The sequence below is a fragment of the Streptomyces sp. LaPpAH-108 genome (assembly GCF_000373625.1).
Lineage (GTDB): Bacteria > Actinomycetota > Actinomycetes > Streptomycetales > Streptomycetaceae > Streptomyces.
This window is the reverse complement of record NZ_KB891988.1, coordinates 984,164-999,922: the sequence shown is the minus strand read 5'-3', so window position 1 is coordinate 999,922 and position 15,759 is coordinate 984,164. Positions and strand designations below refer to the sequence as shown.

The window sequence follows — 15,759 nt, the reverse complement described above, 5'->3', positions numbered from 1 at the left end:
GAGCTGTACGGTCGAGGGTGCCGAGACTACGTCCATGACACCTCGCACCGCACCCTTCGGCCGTACGCTCTGCGCGATGGTCACCCCGTTCACGCCGACCGGCACGCTCGACGTGGACGGGGCGGCCCGCCTCGCCGCCCATCTGGTGACCGAGGGCTGTGACGGCCTGGTCCTGAACGGCACCACGGGCGAGTCCCCCACGACCACGGACACCGAGAAGGCCGAGCTGATCGCGGCGGTCCGCGCGGCGGTGGGCCCCGAGGTCGTCCTGGTCGCGGGCGTGGGCACGGCGGACACCCGGCACACGATCGAACTGACCAACGCGGCCGAAAAGGCGGGCGCCGACGGCGCGTTGGTGGTCACGCCGTACTACAGCAGGCCCCCGCAGGAGTCCGTGGAGGCCCACTTCCGCCAGATCGCGGACGCGAGCGGACTCCCCCTGATGCTCTACGACATCCCCGGCCGCACCGGCACCCGCATCGAGCCGGAGACGATGATCCGCCTCGCCGACCATCCCCGCATCATGGCCGTCAAGGACTGCTCCTACGACTTCCTCGGCACCCAAAAGGTCCTCGCGGCAACGGACTTGGCCTACTACGCGGGCTGTGACGAACACATCCTCGCCCTCTACGCCGTGGGCGCGGCGGGCTGCGTGAGCACCGTCGCGAACGTCGTCCCGCGCCAAGTCACCGCCATTCTCGACGCGTTCGACTCGGGCGATACGTCCCTTGCGACCGAACTCCAGCTCCGCGCCACCCCGTTCATCGAGGCGATGATGAACGCGGGCCTGCCCGGCACGGTCACGGCGAAGGCCCTCCTCACCGAACTCGGCCTCCCCGCAGGCCCGGTACACGCACCGCTGCTGCCCGCCGACCGGAAGACGGCCGACGGGCTGCGCGCGGCGTACGAGCGGGTCACGGGGGCGGGGTGATCAGCGGTCGGCGAAGACGGGGGTCCAGCGGCCCGCCGCGGCGGCGTTCCCTCCGCGGAAGCCGCTCAGTGGTACGACCTTGTCGCTGCCGATCGTGACGAGCACGAGGCGGTTGTGGAACTCGCCGCCCTTGCCGCCCATGTCCCAGGCGATCAGCGCGTTGTCGTCGGCCCAGGCGAGCAGTTGCTGACCGTGCACCTCGGTGACGTGTTGACCGGTGCGGGGGTCGAGGATCCAGGACGAGGTCTTCATCCGCTCGCCCGCGAAGTCACCGGCGGCGCGCTTGCCGTCGGGCGAGAGGCCCGCAGCGACGAACCAGTTCACCTGCCCTTCGCCCAACGGCGCTTCGACCTCGTTTCCCTGCCGGTCGAAGTACTGATAGCCGGACGGGGTGTCCGCACCTGACCAGACGAACCGGTCGTCACGGCTGAAGGCGAAGTCCTGGCGGCTGTTGAGGTCAGTCCCGTCCCCGCCGACCTTGGCCCAGGAACTGCTGCCCGAGGCCACATCGATGACGAGGAAGCCGTTGCGGTCCGCCGCCCGGGCGTCTGGCTGCCAGTCCGGGACACCTTCGATCTTGTACTGCTCGTCGGGGTTGCCCCCGTAGGCCGTCGCGACGATCTTGGTGCCGTCCCGCGAGAAGGAGAGGCTCGCGACCGGATGGTCGACGGAGATCCACCGCTTGATCTGCCCGGACGCGAGATCGAGCAGGCCGATCCGGCGGGCGGGCAGACCCTGTTCCAGGACAGCGGCCGTCCGCAGCCCGGGGGCGACGGCGACCCAGGACCACTTGGTCGTCCTCTCGTACGTCCGCGTCTTCGGGTTGAGCAGCCAGTAGGTGCGCGTAGCCACGGCCCGGTCGGCACCGTGCTTCACGGTCTTCAAGGTGTAGTAAGCGGCCAGCGCCGTCCGTCCGGCGGCGATCATGTCGCGGGGCGGCGACTGGTCCGGGTGGGCCATGACACCGCCCCCCTCGGGCCCGACCACACTCGCGGGCAGCACCTCGGACCACCGTGAGTCCACCAGCGGGACCGCGACCGCGATCGCCACCGCGGCGGCGACGCCCGCGAGCCTGCGGGTACGGCGGCGACGGCGGACGGCCAGCACACGATCCGCGAACCCCGGTGCCAGCGGCTGCTGTTCACCGGCCTGCTCGTGCAGGGTGTCGCGCACGAATTCGTCGACGTTCACGGACGCACCTCCACGGGCGAGAAGTCACGGGACGGCTGCTGCTCGGCCGCCGCCGGGCCCAGGGCGGCCAACTCGGGCGCGAGGGCGCGCAGTCGGGCCAGGGAGCGGTGGGTGGTGGACCGTACGGTGCCGACGGAGCAGCCGAGGAGCCGGGCCACGTCGGCCTCTTGCAGGTCCTCGTAGTACCGCAGCACCAGCATGGTGCGCTGACGTGCCGTCAGCTTGGCGAGCGCGGCGCGCAGGACGAGCCGCAGTTCGGCGGCGGACGAGGGGTCGTCCGGGTCCGCGTGGCTCTCGGGCGGTTCGGCGACGCTGAGTTCGCGCCGTCGCCACTTCAGCCGCCAGCGGCTGATCTGCTGCCGGTACAGGATCTGCCGTACGTACGGCTCGGGTTCGTCGATCCGGTGCCAGTGTCCGGCCGCCTTGACCAGCGCGTTCTGCAGCAGGTCCTCGGCCGCGTGCCGGTCGCCGCCGGTCAGCAGCACGGCCGTCCTCAGCAGGGCGGACGACCTGCTCGCCACGAACTCCCGGAAGCTCTCCTGGCCTTCGGCATCCATCGTCACCTTCTCTTTCCCCGGACCGACCCTGTGCCCGGCCCCTGCACCCCCTGTGACGCGCGCGGCCCCGCCCCGCTATGCCGGTGAGTACGAAGAAAAAAATCTCCCCCACGACACACCGAGCGCCCTCCCGACCGGCCCGGGAAGGGGCCGTTGGGAGGGCGCTCGGTGAAAAGGCTGCGGCAGCCGGTCAGTTGTGGCTGTGCAGCACCTCGTTCAAGCCGCCCCAGACCGCGTTGTTCGGGCGGGCCTCCACCGCTCCCGTCACCGAGTTGCGGCGGAAGAGGATGTTCGAGGCGCCGGAGAGTTCGCGGGCTTTGACGATCTGGCCGTCGGGGAGGGTGACGCGGGTGCCCGCGGTGACGTAGAGGCCCGCTTCGACGACGCACTCGTCGCCCAGCGCGATGCCGACGCCCGCCTCGGCGCCGACCAGGCAGCGCTCGCCGATGGTGATGATGACGTTGCCGCCGCCGGAGAGGGTGCCCATGGTGGAGGCGCCGCCGCCGATGTCCGAGCCGTCGCCCACGACGACGCCCGCGGAGATGCGGCCCTCGACCATGGAGGTGCCCAGCGTGCCCGCGTTGAAGTTGACGAAGCCCTCGTGCATGACCGTGGTGCCCTCGGCCAGGTGCGCGCCGAGGCGGACGCGGTCGGCGTCGGCGATGCGCACGCCCTTGGGGGCCACGTAGTCCGTCATGCGCGGGAACTTGTCGATCGAGGTGACCTGGAGGTGCAGGCCCTCGGCGCGGGCGTTCAGCCGCACCGTCTCGATGGCGTCCACGGCGACCGGGCCGAGCGAGGTCCAGGCGACGTTGGCGAGGTGCCCGAAGATGCCGTCCAGGCTCACCCCGTGCGGCTTGACCAGGCGGTGGGAGAGCAGGTGGAGGCGCAGATAGGCGTCGTGCGCGTCGACCGGCTTCTCGTCCAGCGAGCCGATGACCGTACGCACCGCGACCACGTCGACCCCCCGGCGGGCGTCCGGGCCGAGCGCGGAGACGACCTTGTCGCCGAGCAGCTCGGCGGCCCGGTCGGCCGACAGCCGCTCGGTGCCGGAGGGGCCCGGCTCGGCGACCAGCTCGGGAGCCGGGAACCAGGTGTCGAGAACGGTGCCGTCGGCGGCGATGGTGGCGAGACCGGCGGCGACGGCGCCGGTGGTACGGGAAGCGGTGTCGGTCATACGTGCAAACCTAACGTGGGGTGGGGGCAGGTACGCACCCGCGCGCGCTCGCGCCGGGTGTGCGAAGGCGGCGGCACCCGAAGGCGCCGCCGCCTCGCTCACAACAGGATCCGAGGGGACCTCAGACGTTGAACCCGAGGGCCCGCAGCTGCTCGCGGCCCTCGTCGGTGATCTTGTCGGGGCCCCACGGCGGCATCCAGACCCAGTTGATGCGCAGCTCGTTGACCAGGCCGTCCGTGGCGGACTTGGCCTGCTCCTCGATGACGTCCGTGAGCGGGCAGGCCGCGGAGGTCAGGGTCATGTCCAGCGTCGCGACGTTGGAGTCGTCGATGTGGATGCCGTAGATCAGGCCGAGGTTGACGACGTCGATGCCCAGCTCGGGGTCGACGACGTCGTACAGGGCCTCGCGGAGTTCGTCCTCCGAGGCCGGTTTCATCTCAGCGGTGTCGGTCATGCCGTCTTCCTTTCGGCTTCGGCGCCACCCAGCGCCTGGGCCGTCGCGTCCTTCCACGCCATCCAGCTCAGGAGGGCGCACTTGACGCGGGCCGGGTACTTGGAGACACCGGCGAACGCGACCGCGTCCTCCAGCACCTCCTCCATCGCGTCGTCGGGCTCGATCCGGCCCTTGGACTGCATCAGCTCCAGGAAGGTCTCCTGGATCTTCTGCGCCTCGGGCAGGTCCTTGCCCACCAGCAGTTCGTTGAGCACGGAGGCGGAGGCCTGGCTGATGGAACAGCCCTGCCCCTCGTACGACACGTCGGCGATCTTGGTGCCGTCGTACTTCACCCGGAGGGTGATCTCGTCGCCGCAGGTCGGGTTCACATGGTGCACCTCGGCGTCGCCGTCCCTGAGGCCACGCCCGTGCGGATTCTTGTAGTGGTCCAGGATGACTTCCTGGTACATGGAGTCCAGCTTCATGCGATCGCTCGTCCCGTCAGCCGAAGAAGTTCCGTACGTGCTCCAGCCCCTCGACCAGTGCGTCGATCTCGGCGGGCGTGGAGTACAGGTAGAACGACGCCCGGGTGGTCGCCGGAATTCCGTACCGCAGGCAGACCGGCCGCGCGCAGTGGTGGCCGACGCGCACGGCGATGCCCTGCTCGTCGAGGACCTGGCCCACGTCGTGCGGGTGGATGTCGCCCAGCGTGAAGGAGATCGCCGCGCCCCGGTCCTCGGCCGTGGAGGGGCCGATGATCCGCAGGTCGGGGACCTCGCCGAGCCGCTTCACCGCGTACTCGGTGAGCGCGTGCTCGTGGGCGAGGACCTTGTCCATGCCGATCGAGTTGAGGTAGTCGATCGCGGCACCGAGACCGACCGCCTGGGCGATCGGCGGGGTGCCCGCCTCGAACTTGTGCGGCGCCGGGGCGTACGTCGAGGAGTGCATCGAGACGGTCTCGATCATCTCGCCGCCGCCGAGGAACGGGGGCAGGTCCTCCAGGAGTTCCTGGCGGCCCCAGAGCACGCCGATGCCGGTCGGGCCGCACATCTTGTGGCCGGTGAAGGCCACGAAGTCGGCGCCGAGCGCCTGGACGTCCAGCGGCATGTGCGGCGCGGCCTGCGAGGCGTCGATGCAGACCAGCGCGCCGACCTCCTGGGCGCGGCGCACGATCGCCTCGACCGGGTTGACCGTGCCCAGGATGTTGGAGACCAGCACGAAGGAGACGATCTTCGTCTTCTCGGTGATGATCTCGTCGATGTTGGACAGGTCGAGCCGGCCGTCGTCGGTGAGGCCGAACCACTTCAGCTTCGCGCCGGTGCGCTGCGCGAGCAGCTGCCACGGCACGATGTTGGAGTGGTGCTCCATCTCCGTGATGACGATCTCGGTCTCGTGGTCCACCCGGTAGGGCTCGTCGGCCCAGCCGAGCATGTTGGCCACGAGGTTGAGGGATTCGGAGGCGTTCTTGGTGAAGATCACCTCGTCGCGGCTGGGCGCGTTGATGAACGACGCGACCTTGTCCCGCGCGCCCTCGTACAGCGCCGTGGCCTCCTCGGCGAGCACGTGCACGCCGCGGTGGACGTTGGCGTTGTACCGCTCGTAGTACTCGCTCAAGGCGTCCAGCACCTGGCGCGGCTTCTGCGAGGTCGCCGCGTTGTCCAGGTATACGAGCTTCTTCCCGTCGTGGACCTGGCGGTCCAGGATGGGGAAGTCCTTGCGGATCGTCTCTGTGTCGAGGAGGCCCGGCAACTGAATCACGCGGTTACGCCACCCTTCGTGTAAGCCTCGTAGCCCTCGTTCTCCAGCTTGTCGGCCAGCTCTGGACCGCCGGACTCGACGATGCGGCCACCGGCGAAGACGTGGACGAAGTCGGGCTTGATGTACCGCAGGATGCGCGTGTAGTGCGTGATCAGCAGGGTGCCGGTCTCGCCGGTCTCGCGGACGCGGTTGACGCCCTCGGAGACGATGCGCAGCGCGTCCACGTCGAGGCCGGAGTCGGTCTCGTCCAGGATCGCGATGTGCGGCTTGAGCAGTTCGAGCTGAAGGATCTCGTGGCGCTTCTTCTCACCGCCGGAGAAGCCCTCGTTGACGTTGCGCTCGGCGAAGGAGGGGTCCATGTGAAGGCGCTCCATGGTCTCCTTGACCTCCTTCACCCAGGTGCGCAGCTTGGGGGCCTCGCCGCGGATGGCGGTGGCGGAGGTGCGCAGGAAGTTGGAGACGGAGACGCCGGGGACCTCGACCGGGTACTGCATGGCGAGGAAGAGACCGGCGCGGGCGCGCTCGTCGACGGACATCTCGAGGACGTCCTCGCCGTCGAGGGTGACGGTGCCGCCGGTGATCGTGTACTTCGGGTGACCCGCGAGCGAGTAGGCGAGGGTCGACTTGCCGGAGCCGTTGGGGCCCATGATGGCGTGCGTCTCGCCCTGCTTCACGGTGAGGTCGACGCCCTTGAGGATCTCCTTCGTGGCGTTGTCGGCCTCGACGGTGACGTGCAGGTCTCGGATTTCAAGCGTTGCCATGGGTGCCTCAGGACTCCTGGGAGAGGGAGACGAGCACGTCGTCCCCTTCGATCTTTACGGGGTATACGGGGACGGGGCGCGTCGCGGGCGGGCCGGACGGCTTGCCGGTGCGGAGGTCGAAGCACGAGCCGTGCAGCCAGCACTCGATCTGGCCGTCCTCCACCTCGCCCTCCGAGAGGGAGACGTTCGCGTGCGAGCAGATGTCGTAGATCGCGTACACCTCGCCCTCGGTCTTCACGACCGAGACCGGCGTGCCGTCGAGTTCCACCCGCTTGGGGGTGTCCTCCGACAGCTCGCTCAGCCCGCAGGCGCGTACGAAGCTGCTGGTGGTCATGCGACCGACGCCTCCAGCTCCTCCTCGATCTTGGCGAGCAGGCGCTCCTCGATGTCGGTGACACCGATCTGCTGGACCAGTTCGGCGAAGAAGCCGCGGACCACGAGACGGCGGGCCTCGTGCTCCGGGATGCCGCGGGCCATCAGGTAGAACAGCTGCTCGTCGTCGAAGCGGCCGGTGGCGGAGGCGTGTCCGGCGCCGACGATCTCGCCGGTCTCGATCTCCAGGTTCGGCACCGAGTCGACGCGCGAGCCGTCGGTGAGGACCAGGTTGCGGTTCATCTCGTAGGTGTCGGTGCCCTCGGCCTTGGCCTCGATGAGCACGTCACCGATCCACACCGCGTGCGCGTTGTCGCCCTGGAGCGCGCCCTTGTAGACGACGTTGGACTTGCAGTGCGGGGTGTTGTGGGTGACCAGGAGGCGGTGCTCCTGGTGCTGGCCCGCGTCGGTGAAGTACAGGCCGAACAGCTCGGCCTCGCCGCCGGGGCCCGCGTACTCGACGCGCGGATGGAGGCGGACCACGTCGCCGCCGAAGGTGACGACCACGGACTTGAAGGAGGCGTCCCGGCCGATCAGCGCGTTGTGCTGGGAGACGTGCACGGCCTTGTCGTCCCAGTCCTGGACGGAGACGACGGTCAGCTTGGCACCGTCACCGAGGACGAAGTCCACGTTGGCGGCGAGCACCGTGTCACCGGTGTGGTCGATGACCACGACGGCCTCGGCGAAGGCACCCAGCTCGATCACCTGGTGGCCGAAGGCGGTGCCGCCCTCGCCGTGCACCGCGATGCGGATCGGCTCGGTGAGGACGGTGTCCTTCGCGACGGTGACGACCGACGCCTGCTCGAAGGCGGAGTACGCCTGGGCGGCGACGCGGTCCACGGGGGTGCCCGCCTTGCCGATCCGGGCGTCGTCGCGGCCGACGGTCTCGACCGTGACGCCCGCGGGCGCCTCGACGGCGACCTTCACGCCCTCGCCGGTGGCGACGGCGGTGCCGTCGTGCAGACCGCGCAGGCGCTCCAGCGGGGTGAACCGCCACTCCTCCTCGCGGCCGTGCGGGACGGGGAAGTCCGTCACGTCGAAGGAGGGGGCCGCGCTCATGCGCGAGACGACGGTCGACTCCGCGGCGACCGCGATCGAGCCCGCGGTGGTCGACCCCACGGGGATGTTCTGGGGCTCAGCTGCCATGGCTGTCGTAGTGCTCTCTTTCCTGGGTTGGGGCGGCTGCCTGGGGTGGGGGCGGTCTTAACCGACCGCGCCCTCCATCTGCAGCTCGATCAGCCGGTTGAGCTCCAGCGCGTACTCCATCGGCAGCTCCTTGGCGATGGGCTCGACGAAGCCGCGCACGATCATCGCCATCGCCTCGAACTCGGAGAGACCGCGGCTCATCAGGTAGAAGAGCTGGTCCTCGGAGACCTTGGAGACGGTGGCCTCGTGGCCCATGGACACGTCGTCCTCGCGGACGTCCACGTAGGGGTAGGTGTCCGAGCGGGAGATGGTGTCGACCAGCAGCGCGTCGCACAGCACGTTCGACTTCGATCCGGCCGCGCCCTCGCCGATCTCGATGAGACCGCGGTAGGAGGTACGGCCGCCGCCGCGCGCCACCGACTTGGAGACGATGTTGGACGACGTGTTCGGCGCCATGTGGACCATCTTGGCGCCCGCGTCCTGGTGCTGGCCCTCGCCCGCGAAGGCGATGGAGAGGGTCTCGCCCTTGGCGTGCTCGCCCATCAGGTAGACGGCCGGGTACTTCATCGTCACCTTGGAGCCGATGTTGCCGTCGATCCACTCCATGGTCGCGCCCTCGTACGCCACGGCGCGCTTGGTGACCAGGTTGTAGACGTTGTTCGACCAGTTCTGGATGGTCGTGTAGCGGCAGCGGGCGTTCTTCTTGACGATGATCTCGACGACGGCGCTGTGCAGCGAGTCCGACTTGTAGATCGGGGCCGTGCAGCCCTCGACGTAGTGCACGTAGGCACCCTCGTCGACGATGATCAGGGTCCGCTCGAACTGGCCCATGTTCTCCGTGTTGATACGGAAGTAGGCCTGGAGCGGGATCTCCACGTGCACGCCCTTCGGCACGTAGATGAAGGAGCCGCCGGACCACACGGCCGTGTTCAGCGAGGCGAACTTGTTGTCGCCCACCGGGATGACCGTGCCGAAGTACTCCTTGAACAGCTCGGGGTGCTCACGGAGCGCGGTGTCGGTGTCCAGGAAGATGACGCCCTGCTCCTCCAGGTCCTCGCGGATCTGGTGGTAGACGACCTCCGACTCGTACTGCGCGGCGACACCGGCGACCAGGCGCTGCTTCTCCGCCTCCGGGATGCCGAGCTTGTCGTAGGTGTTCTTGATGTCCTCGGGCAGGTCCTCCCAGGACTCCGCCTGCTTCTCCGTGGAGCGCACGAAGTACTTGATGTTGTCGAAGTCGATGCCCGAGAGGTCCGAGCCCCAGTTGGGCATGGGCTTCTTCTCGAACAGCTTCAGGCCCTTGAGCCGCAGCTTCGTCATCCACTCCGGCTCGGACTTCTTGTCCGAGATGTCACGGACGACGGCCTCGTTCAGGCCACGCTTCGCTGCGGCACCGGCCACGTCGGAGTCGGCCCAGCCGTATTCGTACTTGCCCAGACCCTCGAGTTCGGGGTGGGCAGTCTCCGTGGGGAGAGTCATGCGGGGTTCCTCCCGGCCGTGCTTGCAGGTGCGTCGGTGATGGTCTTGGGGATGAACGTCGTGCAGACGCCGTCGCCGTGCGCGATGGTCGCCAGTCGCTGGACGTGGGTTCCCAGCAGCTCGGCGAAGAACTCCGTCTCCGCCTCGCACAGCTGGGGGAACTGTTCGGCGACGTGGGCGACCGGGCAGTGGTGCTGGCACAGCTGCTCGCCGACCGGTGCGCTGCGCGCTGTAGCAGCGTACCCGTCCGCGGTCAAGGCCTTGGCCAGCGCTTCGGCGCGGTGCTCGGGGGCGACCCCCTCGACGGCCTTGCGGTAGCCGTCCGCCTGGGCGGCGATCCGGGCGCGGGCGAAGGCGGCGACCGCCTCGTCCCCGCCCTCGCGCTCGGCGATCCAGCGCAGGGCGTCCACAGCGAGCTGGTCGTAGGACTGGTCGAAGGCGTCCCGGCCGCAGGGGGTCAGGGCGAACACCTTGGCGGGTCGGCCGCGCGTACGGGCGCCGTACACCCGCTGCTCGCGTGCCTCCACGACGTCGTCGGCGGCCAGCGCGTCCAGGTGCCTGCGGACGGCGGCCTGGGTCAGTCCCAGCCGTCCGGCCAGCTCGGCGACGGTGGACGGGCCGTGATCCAGGATGGACCGCGCGACCCGGTTGCGCGTCGAACGCTCACCGGTCGCCAGTTCCTCCTGCGGGCTACCCATGGGGGCCTCCCGAGCCTCGCCGACGTTTTTCACAACGCCATTGTTGCGTAATTCTTCAGAGCCTGACAAGCCGGGCCCCGCCGGGTGGACGGTGCCCTGCGTCACTTAGGCACACCTAACCTGACCTGCGGAAACGATCTCCGGATCACCCTGGGCGACCCCCCTCACCAGGTAAAAGCGCTGGCGCCCGGCACCCCCGCCCGACACACTCCGAGCATGCCGAAACCCCTCCCGAACGGCCCGCTGATCACCCGCGAAACGATCTCCGCACGGCTGCGCGAACTGGGTGTCGAACCCGGCGAAACCCTCCTCGTCCACTCCTCGCTGAGTTCCCTCGGCTGGGTGAACGGCGGCGCCGTCGCCGTCGTCCAGGGCCTCCTCGACGCCCTCGGCCCGACGGGCACCCTGACCGTCCCGGCCCACTCCGCCGACCTCTCCGACCCGGCCCTGTGGCGCGATCCCCCGGTGCCCGAGGAGTGGTGGGAGCGCGTCCGGGCCACCATGCCCGCCTACGACCCCCGGACCACGCCCTCGCGCGGGGTCGGCGTGATCCCGGAGACCGTCCGTACCTGGCCCGGCGCCCTGCGCAGCTCCCACCCGCACACCTCCTTCACCGCCCTCGGCCCCCGCGCCGCCGAGATCACCGAGGACCACGCCCCCGACTGCCGCCTCGGCGAGCGCAGCCCGCTGGCCCGGCTGGAGAAGCTGGGCGCGCGGGTGCTGCTGCTCGGCGCCGGGTACGACTCCTGCACCGCGTTCCACCTGGCCGAATACCGCGTACCCGCGCCGCTGGTCCCGGTGGGGCGCCCCGGGCCCGGGGGCTGGGAGACGGTGACCGAGGTGTCGATCTCCGACGAGGGGTTCGAGGAGCTGGGCCACGACTTCGAGCGGGACCGCCCTGTCGTACGCGGCCGGGTCGGCGCCGCCGAGGCCCGGCTGTTCCCGCTGGCGGACGCCGTGTCGTACGCCGAGCGCTGGCTGCCGGTGCACCGGCCCCGGGAGGAGGACTTCTCCGACCCCCGCGCCTGAGTGTCCGCGCGGCTCCCTAGACTCTGGGGTCATGCGAAGTGAGCCCGTGGTCCAGGTCCAGGCCCTGGTGAAGCGGTACGGCCAGAAGACCGCGGTGAACGGCCTCGACCTGGAGGCCGGGGCGGGCGTGACCGCCGTGCTCGGTCCCAACGGCGCCGGGAAGACGACCACCGTCGAGACCTGCGAGGGATACCGGAAGCCGGACTCCGGCACGGTGCGCGTCCTGGGGCTCGACCCCGTGCGGCAGTCCGCCGAGCTGCGGCCCCGGATCGGGGTGATGCTCCAGTCCGGCGGCGTCTACTCCGGCGCCCGCGCCGACGAGATGCTGCGCCATGTCGCCAGGCTGCACGCCCACCCGCTGGACGTGGCCGCGCTGATCGAACGCCTCGGGCTCGGCTCCTGCGGCCGGACCAGCTACCGGCGGCTGTCCGGCGGCCAGCAGCAGCGGCTCGCGCTCGCCATGGCCGTCGTCGGCCGCCCCGAGCTGGTGTTCCTGGACGAGCCCACCGCCGGACTCGACCCGCAGGCCCGCCGCGCCACCTGGGACCTGGTGCGCGACCTGCGCACCGACGGCGTCTCGGTCGTCCTCACCACGCACCACATGGACGAGGCCGAGCAGCTGGCCGACGACGTCGCGATCATCGACGGCGGCCGGGTCATCGCCCAGGGCTCCCCCGAGGAGCTGTGCCGCGGCGGCGCCGAGAACACCCTGCGCTTCACCGGCCGTCCCGGGCTCGACCTCGCCGCGCTGCTCAAGGCGCTGCCCGCCGACTGCACGGCCGCCGAGCTGACCCCGGGCACCTACCGGGTCACCGGCAAGATAGACCCCCAGCTGCTCGCCACGGTCACCTCGTGGTGCGCGCAGCACGGTGTGATGCCGGACCGGATCTCGGTCGAGCGGCACACCCTGGAGGACGTATTCCTGGAGCTGACCGGCAAGGAGCTGCGCTCGTGACCATCCCCTCGGACACGACCGCCCCGGGCACCACCGCCTCGGGCACCACCGCCCCGGGCCGCTACGCCCCGAAGCCCGGAGCCGCGCCGCTGGCCCGCATGATCACCGCGCAGGCCGCGCTGGAGACGCGGATGCTGCTGCGCAACGGCGAACAGCTGCTGCTGACCGTCATCATCCCGACCCTGCTGCTCGTGCTCTTCAGCTCGGTCGACATCACGGACACCGGCCCCGGCAAGGCCGTGAACTTCCTGGCCCCGGGCATCCTGGCCCTGGCCGTCATGTCCACCGCGTTCACCGGCCAGGCCATCGCGACCGGCTTCGAGCGCCGCTACGGCGTCCTGAAGCGGCTCGCCGCCTCGCCCCTGCCGCGCTGGGCCCTGATGACCGCGAAGACCGCCTCCGTGCTGGTCACCGAGGTGCTGCAGGTGATCCTGCTGACGGTCATCGCCTTCGCGCTCGGCTGGTCCCCGCACGGCAACCCGGCCGCGGTCCTGCTCCTGCTGGTCCTCGGCACGGCCGCCTTCTCCGGGCTCGGCCTGCTGATGGCGGGCACGCTCAAGGCGGAGGCCACGCTCGCCGCCGCCAACCTGGTCTTCCTGCTGCTGCTCGTCGGCGGCGGGGTGATCGTGCCGCTGGAGAAGTTCGGCTCCGCCGGGGAGCACGTCCTCGGGCTGCTGCCGATCTCCGCGCTCTCCGACGGTCTGCGCGACGTCCTCCAGCACGGCGCCGGAATGCCCTGGGGCGACCTCGGGATCCTCGCGGTGTGGGCGGTCGTGGGGCTCGCGGCGGCGGGGAAGTTCTTCCGCTGGGAGTAGCGGCTTGTCTTCCCCCAGGCGCCTGACCTCGGGAAACCGGCGTACCGGAGACCCTAGTGAAAGCGTGCACAAGCGGGCATCTACTATTACGCGCGTGCCAAAGCTGACCCCCGCCGACACCGCAGCGGCCCTGCGCAACCCGCTCGCCTTCATCGCCGAGCGCTGGACCCCGGACCCCCGTACGGTCCGCCGGGCCGCGCTCGCCGCACTCGTGATGGCGGTGGTCATCGTGGTCACCGGCGGCGCGGTGCGGCTGACCAGCTCGGGCCTCGGCTGCCCGACCTGGCCCACCTGCACCGCCGACTCGCTGACCACGACCCGCGCGATGGGCTTCCACGGCGCGATCGAGTTCGGCAACCGGATGCTGACGTACGTGCTGTGCGCCGCCATCGGCTGGGCGATCATCGCCGCGCGTTCGGCCAAGCCCTGGCGGCGGAGCCTGACGCGGCTCGGCTGGGCCCAGTTCTGGGTGGTCATGGGCAACGCGGTCCTCGGCGGCATCGTCGTCCTGGTCGGTCTGAACCCGTACACCGTCGCCGCGCACTTCCTGCTCACCACCGCGCTGATCACCGTCGCGACCGTGATGTGGCAGCGCGTCCGGGAGGGCGACGGTGCACCGCGTCCGCTGGTCGGCGGGGCGGTACGGCAGCTGGTGTGGTTCCTGGTCGTCGCGTCCGCGCTGCTGATCGCGGTCGGCACGGTGGTGACCGGCGCGGGTCCGCACGCCGGTGACTCCAGCGAGGTCGCGCGCATCCCGCTCGACTGGGAGATGATCGCCAAGCTGCACGCGGTGCTCGCCTGGATCGTGGTCACGCTGACCTTCGCGCTCTGGTTCGTCCTCAAGGCGGTCGACGCCCCGAAGGGCCCGCTGCACCGCACCCGCGAGCTGTTCGTGGTGCTGCTGCTCCAGGGAGCTCTGGGCTATCTCCAATACTTCACGCATCTCCCGGAAGCACTGGTCGCTCTGCACATGCTGGGCTCCACCGTGATGTGGATCTGGGTGCTTCGCGTGCTTCTGTCGCTCCGGGAACGCCCGGCCGCCGAATGCGTTGTCCCGGCGCCCTCCTCCGCCGAGAGGCTGGAACCGGCGTCGGGCTGACCATGACGTGCGCCGCGCGCTGCGGGGACAAAGTGCTTCTCCATGGGGTGGTGGGCTACGTCCAGTACGGAACACCCCCGCGGCGGCGCACGTCGTAGATGCCAACGAGTCTTTCGCCGCCCGGTCACCGCACGCGCCCAGGATTCACCGGGGCTCGTAGGATCAGCTCAGCCCGTACACCCTGAGCGCGTTCTCCGACGCCACCATGCGGGCCACCCTGCGCGCGTCCGCCAGGGACCAGGCGCCGTCGGTGACCCAGGTACCGAGGACCCGGTTCAGGGACTCGCGGAAGAGCTGGGCGGCGACGACGTGGAGTTCCGGCAGGGAGCGCGCCCCGCTGGAGAAGAGGATCTTGCCGAAGGGGGCCAGTTCCAGGATCTCCGCGAGCACGGTGGCCGCGCGGGCGCCGGTACGCACGAGCGCGGCGCCGGAGTCGGCGTAGACGTGCGGGTGGGCGGCGGCCAGATGGGCCGCGTACCGGTGGTGCGGGTAGCCGTGCAGCAGGACCAGGTCCGTGCCGAGGCCGGCCGTGGCCCGTACGAAGCCGGTCAGCGGGCCGGGGTCGGCCGGGACGCCCGGGGCACCGAGCCCCGCGTGCAGCTGGAGCGGGCGCCCGGAGGCTACGGCGGTCCACAGCAGCTGGCGCAGCAGCACCGGGTCGGTCGGCGCCTCCCCCACCCGCCGTACCGCCAGCCAGCGTGAGGCCGCGCCCCGCACCTCACCGGGTCCGGGCGGCTCGGGCGAGAGCGCGGCACCGTCCGCGAGCCCGGCCCCGGTCGTGAAGGCGACGGCGTGTCCCGCCGCCCCGTGCACCGACTCGGCCAGGTTGGCGAGGAAGGACCCGACGCTGCCCGAGGTGTCCGCGACCTGCGCGGCCAGCGGCTCGAGGCGGACGATCTCCCGCGCCTCGGCGTCCCCTGCGGCGGCCATCTCGTCGGGCCCGGTGAGATCCCCGGGCAGCCCGGTGTCGACCAGATAGGTCGTGATCCCGCTCCCCCGCAGCAGTCTGCGCCCCGACTCCAGGACGCCCAGCTCCCGCCGCCGCGCCAGATACCGCGCGGGCGCGCAGTGCGGTTCGAGCCCCAGCAGCGGCGGACACCACCGCCGCACGGCGAACCCCGTCTGCGTGTCGAACAACGTGGTCCCCGCCGCGGGCGGCCCCTCCATCCGCCCCAGCTGAGCCTCGAACGTCCCGAGCCCCAACTCGGTCCGCAACACCCCATGACAGTGCTGATCCACGAGCGACGCCGTATCGATCATCCCGAGCTCCCGTAGGACGGAGTGCCTTACCCGTCACTAACGGCGCGACTGAAGCACAGGTGGCGCTGTCCAACCTAAAAGGGGCGCGGGGAACTGCG

17 protein-coding genes are annotated in these 15,759 nt (G+C 70.6%); 5 read left to right on the top strand and 12 right to left on the bottom strand.

Features of this window, described 5'->3' with window-relative positions:
- The first annotated feature begins 34 nt into the window (after positions 1-34).
- A complete protein-coding gene (gene dapA, locus B079_RS0110635) occupies positions 35-931 on the top strand; it encodes a 4-hydroxy-tetrahydrodipicolinate synthase (RefSeq protein WP_018545783.1) in 897 nt (298 codons plus the stop codon).
- Here the strand turns inward: dapA and B079_RS0110630 are convergent, their stop codons facing one another.
- The 11 genes from B079_RS0110630 to B079_RS0110580 form a co-directional block, all read right to left on the bottom strand.
- Entirely contained in the window at positions 932-2,122 is a 1,191-nt protein-coding gene (locus B079_RS0110630; protein ID WP_018545782.1) for a hypothetical protein, read from the bottom strand.
- Positions 2,119-2,679, bottom strand: a complete 561-nt coding sequence (locus B079_RS0110625; RefSeq protein ID WP_018545781.1) for a SigE family RNA polymerase sigma factor — start codon at positions 2,677-2,679, stop codon at positions 2,119-2,121. Before B079_RS0110625 ends, B079_RS0110630 begins: the two co-directional genes overlap by 4 nt.
- A 190-nt stretch (positions 2,680-2,869) precedes the next feature.
- Positions 2,870-3,856 carry a 2,3,4,5-tetrahydropyridine-2,6-dicarboxylate N-succinyltransferase gene (gene dapD / locus B079_RS0110620; protein ID WP_018545780.1) on the bottom strand — a complete coding sequence of 329 codons (987 nt, stop codon included), beginning with the start codon at positions 3,854-3,856 and terminating at the stop codon, positions 2,870-2,872.
- Positions 3,857-3,977: 121 nt separating this feature from the next.
- Positions 3,978-4,310 carry a metal-sulfur cluster assembly factor gene (locus B079_RS0110615; RefSeq protein WP_018545779.1) on the bottom strand — a complete coding sequence of 111 codons (333 nt, stop codon included), beginning with the start codon at positions 4,308-4,310 and terminating at the stop codon, positions 3,978-3,980.
- Entirely contained in the window at positions 4,307-4,774 is a 468-nt protein-coding gene (sufU, locus tag B079_RS0110610; RefSeq protein WP_018545778.1) for a Fe-S cluster assembly sulfur transfer protein SufU, read from the bottom strand. The genes B079_RS0110615 and sufU overlap by 4 nt, the downstream gene beginning before the upstream one ends.
- Positions 4,775-4,790: 16 nt before the next feature.
- Entirely contained in the window at positions 4,791-6,047 is a 1,257-nt protein-coding gene (locus B079_RS0110605) for a cysteine desulfurase (RefSeq protein WP_026248562.1), read from the bottom strand.
- Positions 6,044-6,808 carry a Fe-S cluster assembly ATPase SufC gene (sufC, locus tag B079_RS0110600; RefSeq protein ID WP_018545776.1) on the bottom strand — a complete coding sequence of 255 codons (765 nt, stop codon included), beginning with the start codon at positions 6,806-6,808 and terminating at the stop codon, positions 6,044-6,046. The genes B079_RS0110605 and sufC overlap by 4 nt, the downstream gene beginning before the upstream one ends.
- Positions 6,809-6,815: 7 nt before the next feature.
- Complete coding sequence (locus B079_RS0110595; protein WP_018545775.1) at positions 6,816-7,142, bottom strand: non-heme iron oxygenase ferredoxin subunit; 327 nt, start codon at positions 7,140-7,142, stop codon at positions 6,816-6,818.
- Positions 7,139-8,326: a Fe-S cluster assembly protein SufD gene (sufD, locus tag B079_RS0110590; protein ID WP_018545774.1), complete on the bottom strand. Its 1,188-nt coding sequence runs from the start codon at positions 8,324-8,326 to the stop codon at positions 7,139-7,141. The genes B079_RS0110595 and sufD overlap by 4 nt, the downstream gene beginning before the upstream one ends.
- A 57-nt stretch (positions 8,327-8,383) precedes the next feature.
- Positions 8,384-9,805, bottom strand: a complete 1,422-nt coding sequence (gene sufB, locus B079_RS0110585) for a Fe-S cluster assembly protein SufB (protein ID WP_018545773.1) — start codon at positions 9,803-9,805, stop codon at positions 8,384-8,386.
- Entirely contained in the window at positions 9,802-10,536 is a 735-nt protein-coding gene (locus B079_RS0110580; RefSeq protein ID WP_026248560.1) for a helix-turn-helix transcriptional regulator, read from the bottom strand. Before B079_RS0110580 ends, sufB begins: the two co-directional genes overlap by 4 nt.
- 183 nt (positions 10,537-10,719) lie before the next feature.
- Here B079_RS0110580 and B079_RS0110575 point away from each other — a divergent pair, with 183 nt between their 5' ends.
- The 4 genes from B079_RS0110575 to B079_RS0110560 all read left to right on the top strand — a co-directional run bounded on the left by B079_RS0110575 (position 10,720) and on the right by B079_RS0110560 (position 14,401).
- Entirely contained in the window at positions 10,720-11,532 is an 813-nt protein-coding gene (locus B079_RS0110575) for an aminoglycoside N(3)-acetyltransferase (protein WP_018545771.1), read from the top strand.
- 31 nt (positions 11,533-11,563) lie between these two features.
- Entirely contained in the window at positions 11,564-12,487 is a 924-nt protein-coding gene (locus B079_RS0110570; protein ID WP_078495898.1) for an ABC transporter ATP-binding protein, read from the top strand.
- A gap of 98 nt (positions 12,488-12,585) precedes the next feature.
- A complete protein-coding gene (locus B079_RS0110565; protein ID WP_051095054.1) occupies positions 12,586-13,302 on the top strand; it encodes an ABC transporter permease in 717 nt (238 codons plus the stop codon).
- An 85-nt stretch (positions 13,303-13,387) separates the two neighbouring features.
- Complete coding sequence (locus tag B079_RS0110560) at positions 13,388-14,401, top strand: COX15/CtaA family protein (protein WP_026248558.1); 1,014 nt, start codon at positions 13,388-13,390, stop codon at positions 14,399-14,401.
- A 162-nt stretch (positions 14,402-14,563) separates the two neighbouring features.
- On the opposite strand, the gene B079_RS0110555 is transcribed toward B079_RS0110560, so the two are convergent.
- Positions 14,564-15,661, bottom strand: coding sequence for an amidohydrolase family protein (locus B079_RS0110555; protein WP_026248557.1), 1,098 nt, complete (start codon positions 15,659-15,661; stop codon positions 14,564-14,566).
- Between the last annotated feature and the right edge of the window lie 98 nt (positions 15,662-15,759).

Coding starts and splice junctions, on each gene's coding strand:
- dapA (WP_018545783.1), top strand. CDS start 35: ATGACACCTCGCACCGCACCCTTCGGCCGTACGCTCTGCGCGATGGTC.
- B079_RS0110625 (WP_018545781.1), bottom strand. CDS start 2,679: ATGGATGCCGAAGGCCAGGAGAGCTTCCGGGAGTTCGTGGCGAGCAGG.
- dapD (WP_018545780.1), bottom strand. CDS start 3,856: ATGACCGACACCGCTTCCCGTACCACCGGCGCCGTCGCCGCCGGTCTC.
- B079_RS0110615 (WP_018545779.1), bottom strand. CDS start 4,310: ATGACCGACACCGCTGAGATGAAACCGGCCTCGGAGGACGAACTCCGC.
- sufU (WP_018545778.1), bottom strand. CDS start 4,774: ATGAAGCTGGACTCCATGTACCAGGAAGTCATCCTGGACCACTACAAG.
- sufC (WP_018545776.1), bottom strand. CDS start 6,808: ATGGCAACGCTTGAAATCCGAGACCTGCACGTCACCGTCGAGGCCGAC.
- B079_RS0110595 (WP_018545775.1), bottom strand. CDS start 7,142: ATGACCACCAGCAGCTTCGTACGCGCCTGCGGGCTGAGCGAGCTGTCG.
- sufD (WP_018545774.1), bottom strand. CDS start 8,326: ATGGCAGCTGAGCCCCAGAACATCCCCGTGGGGTCGACCACCGCGGGC.
- sufB (WP_018545773.1), bottom strand. CDS start 9,805: ATGACTCTCCCCACGGAGACTGCCCACCCCGAACTCGAGGGTCTGGGC.
- B079_RS0110575 (WP_018545771.1), top strand. CDS start 10,720: ATGCCGAAACCCCTCCCGAACGGCCCGCTGATCACCCGCGAAACGATC.
- B079_RS0110570 (WP_078495898.1), top strand. CDS start 11,564: ATGCGAAGTGAGCCCGTGGTCCAGGTCCAGGCCCTGGTGAAGCGGTAC.
- B079_RS0110565 (WP_051095054.1), top strand. CDS start 12,586: ATGATCACCGCGCAGGCCGCGCTGGAGACGCGGATGCTGCTGCGCAAC.
- B079_RS0110555 (WP_026248557.1), bottom strand. CDS start 15,661: ATGATCGATACGGCGTCGCTCGTGGATCAGCACTGTCATGGGGTGTTG.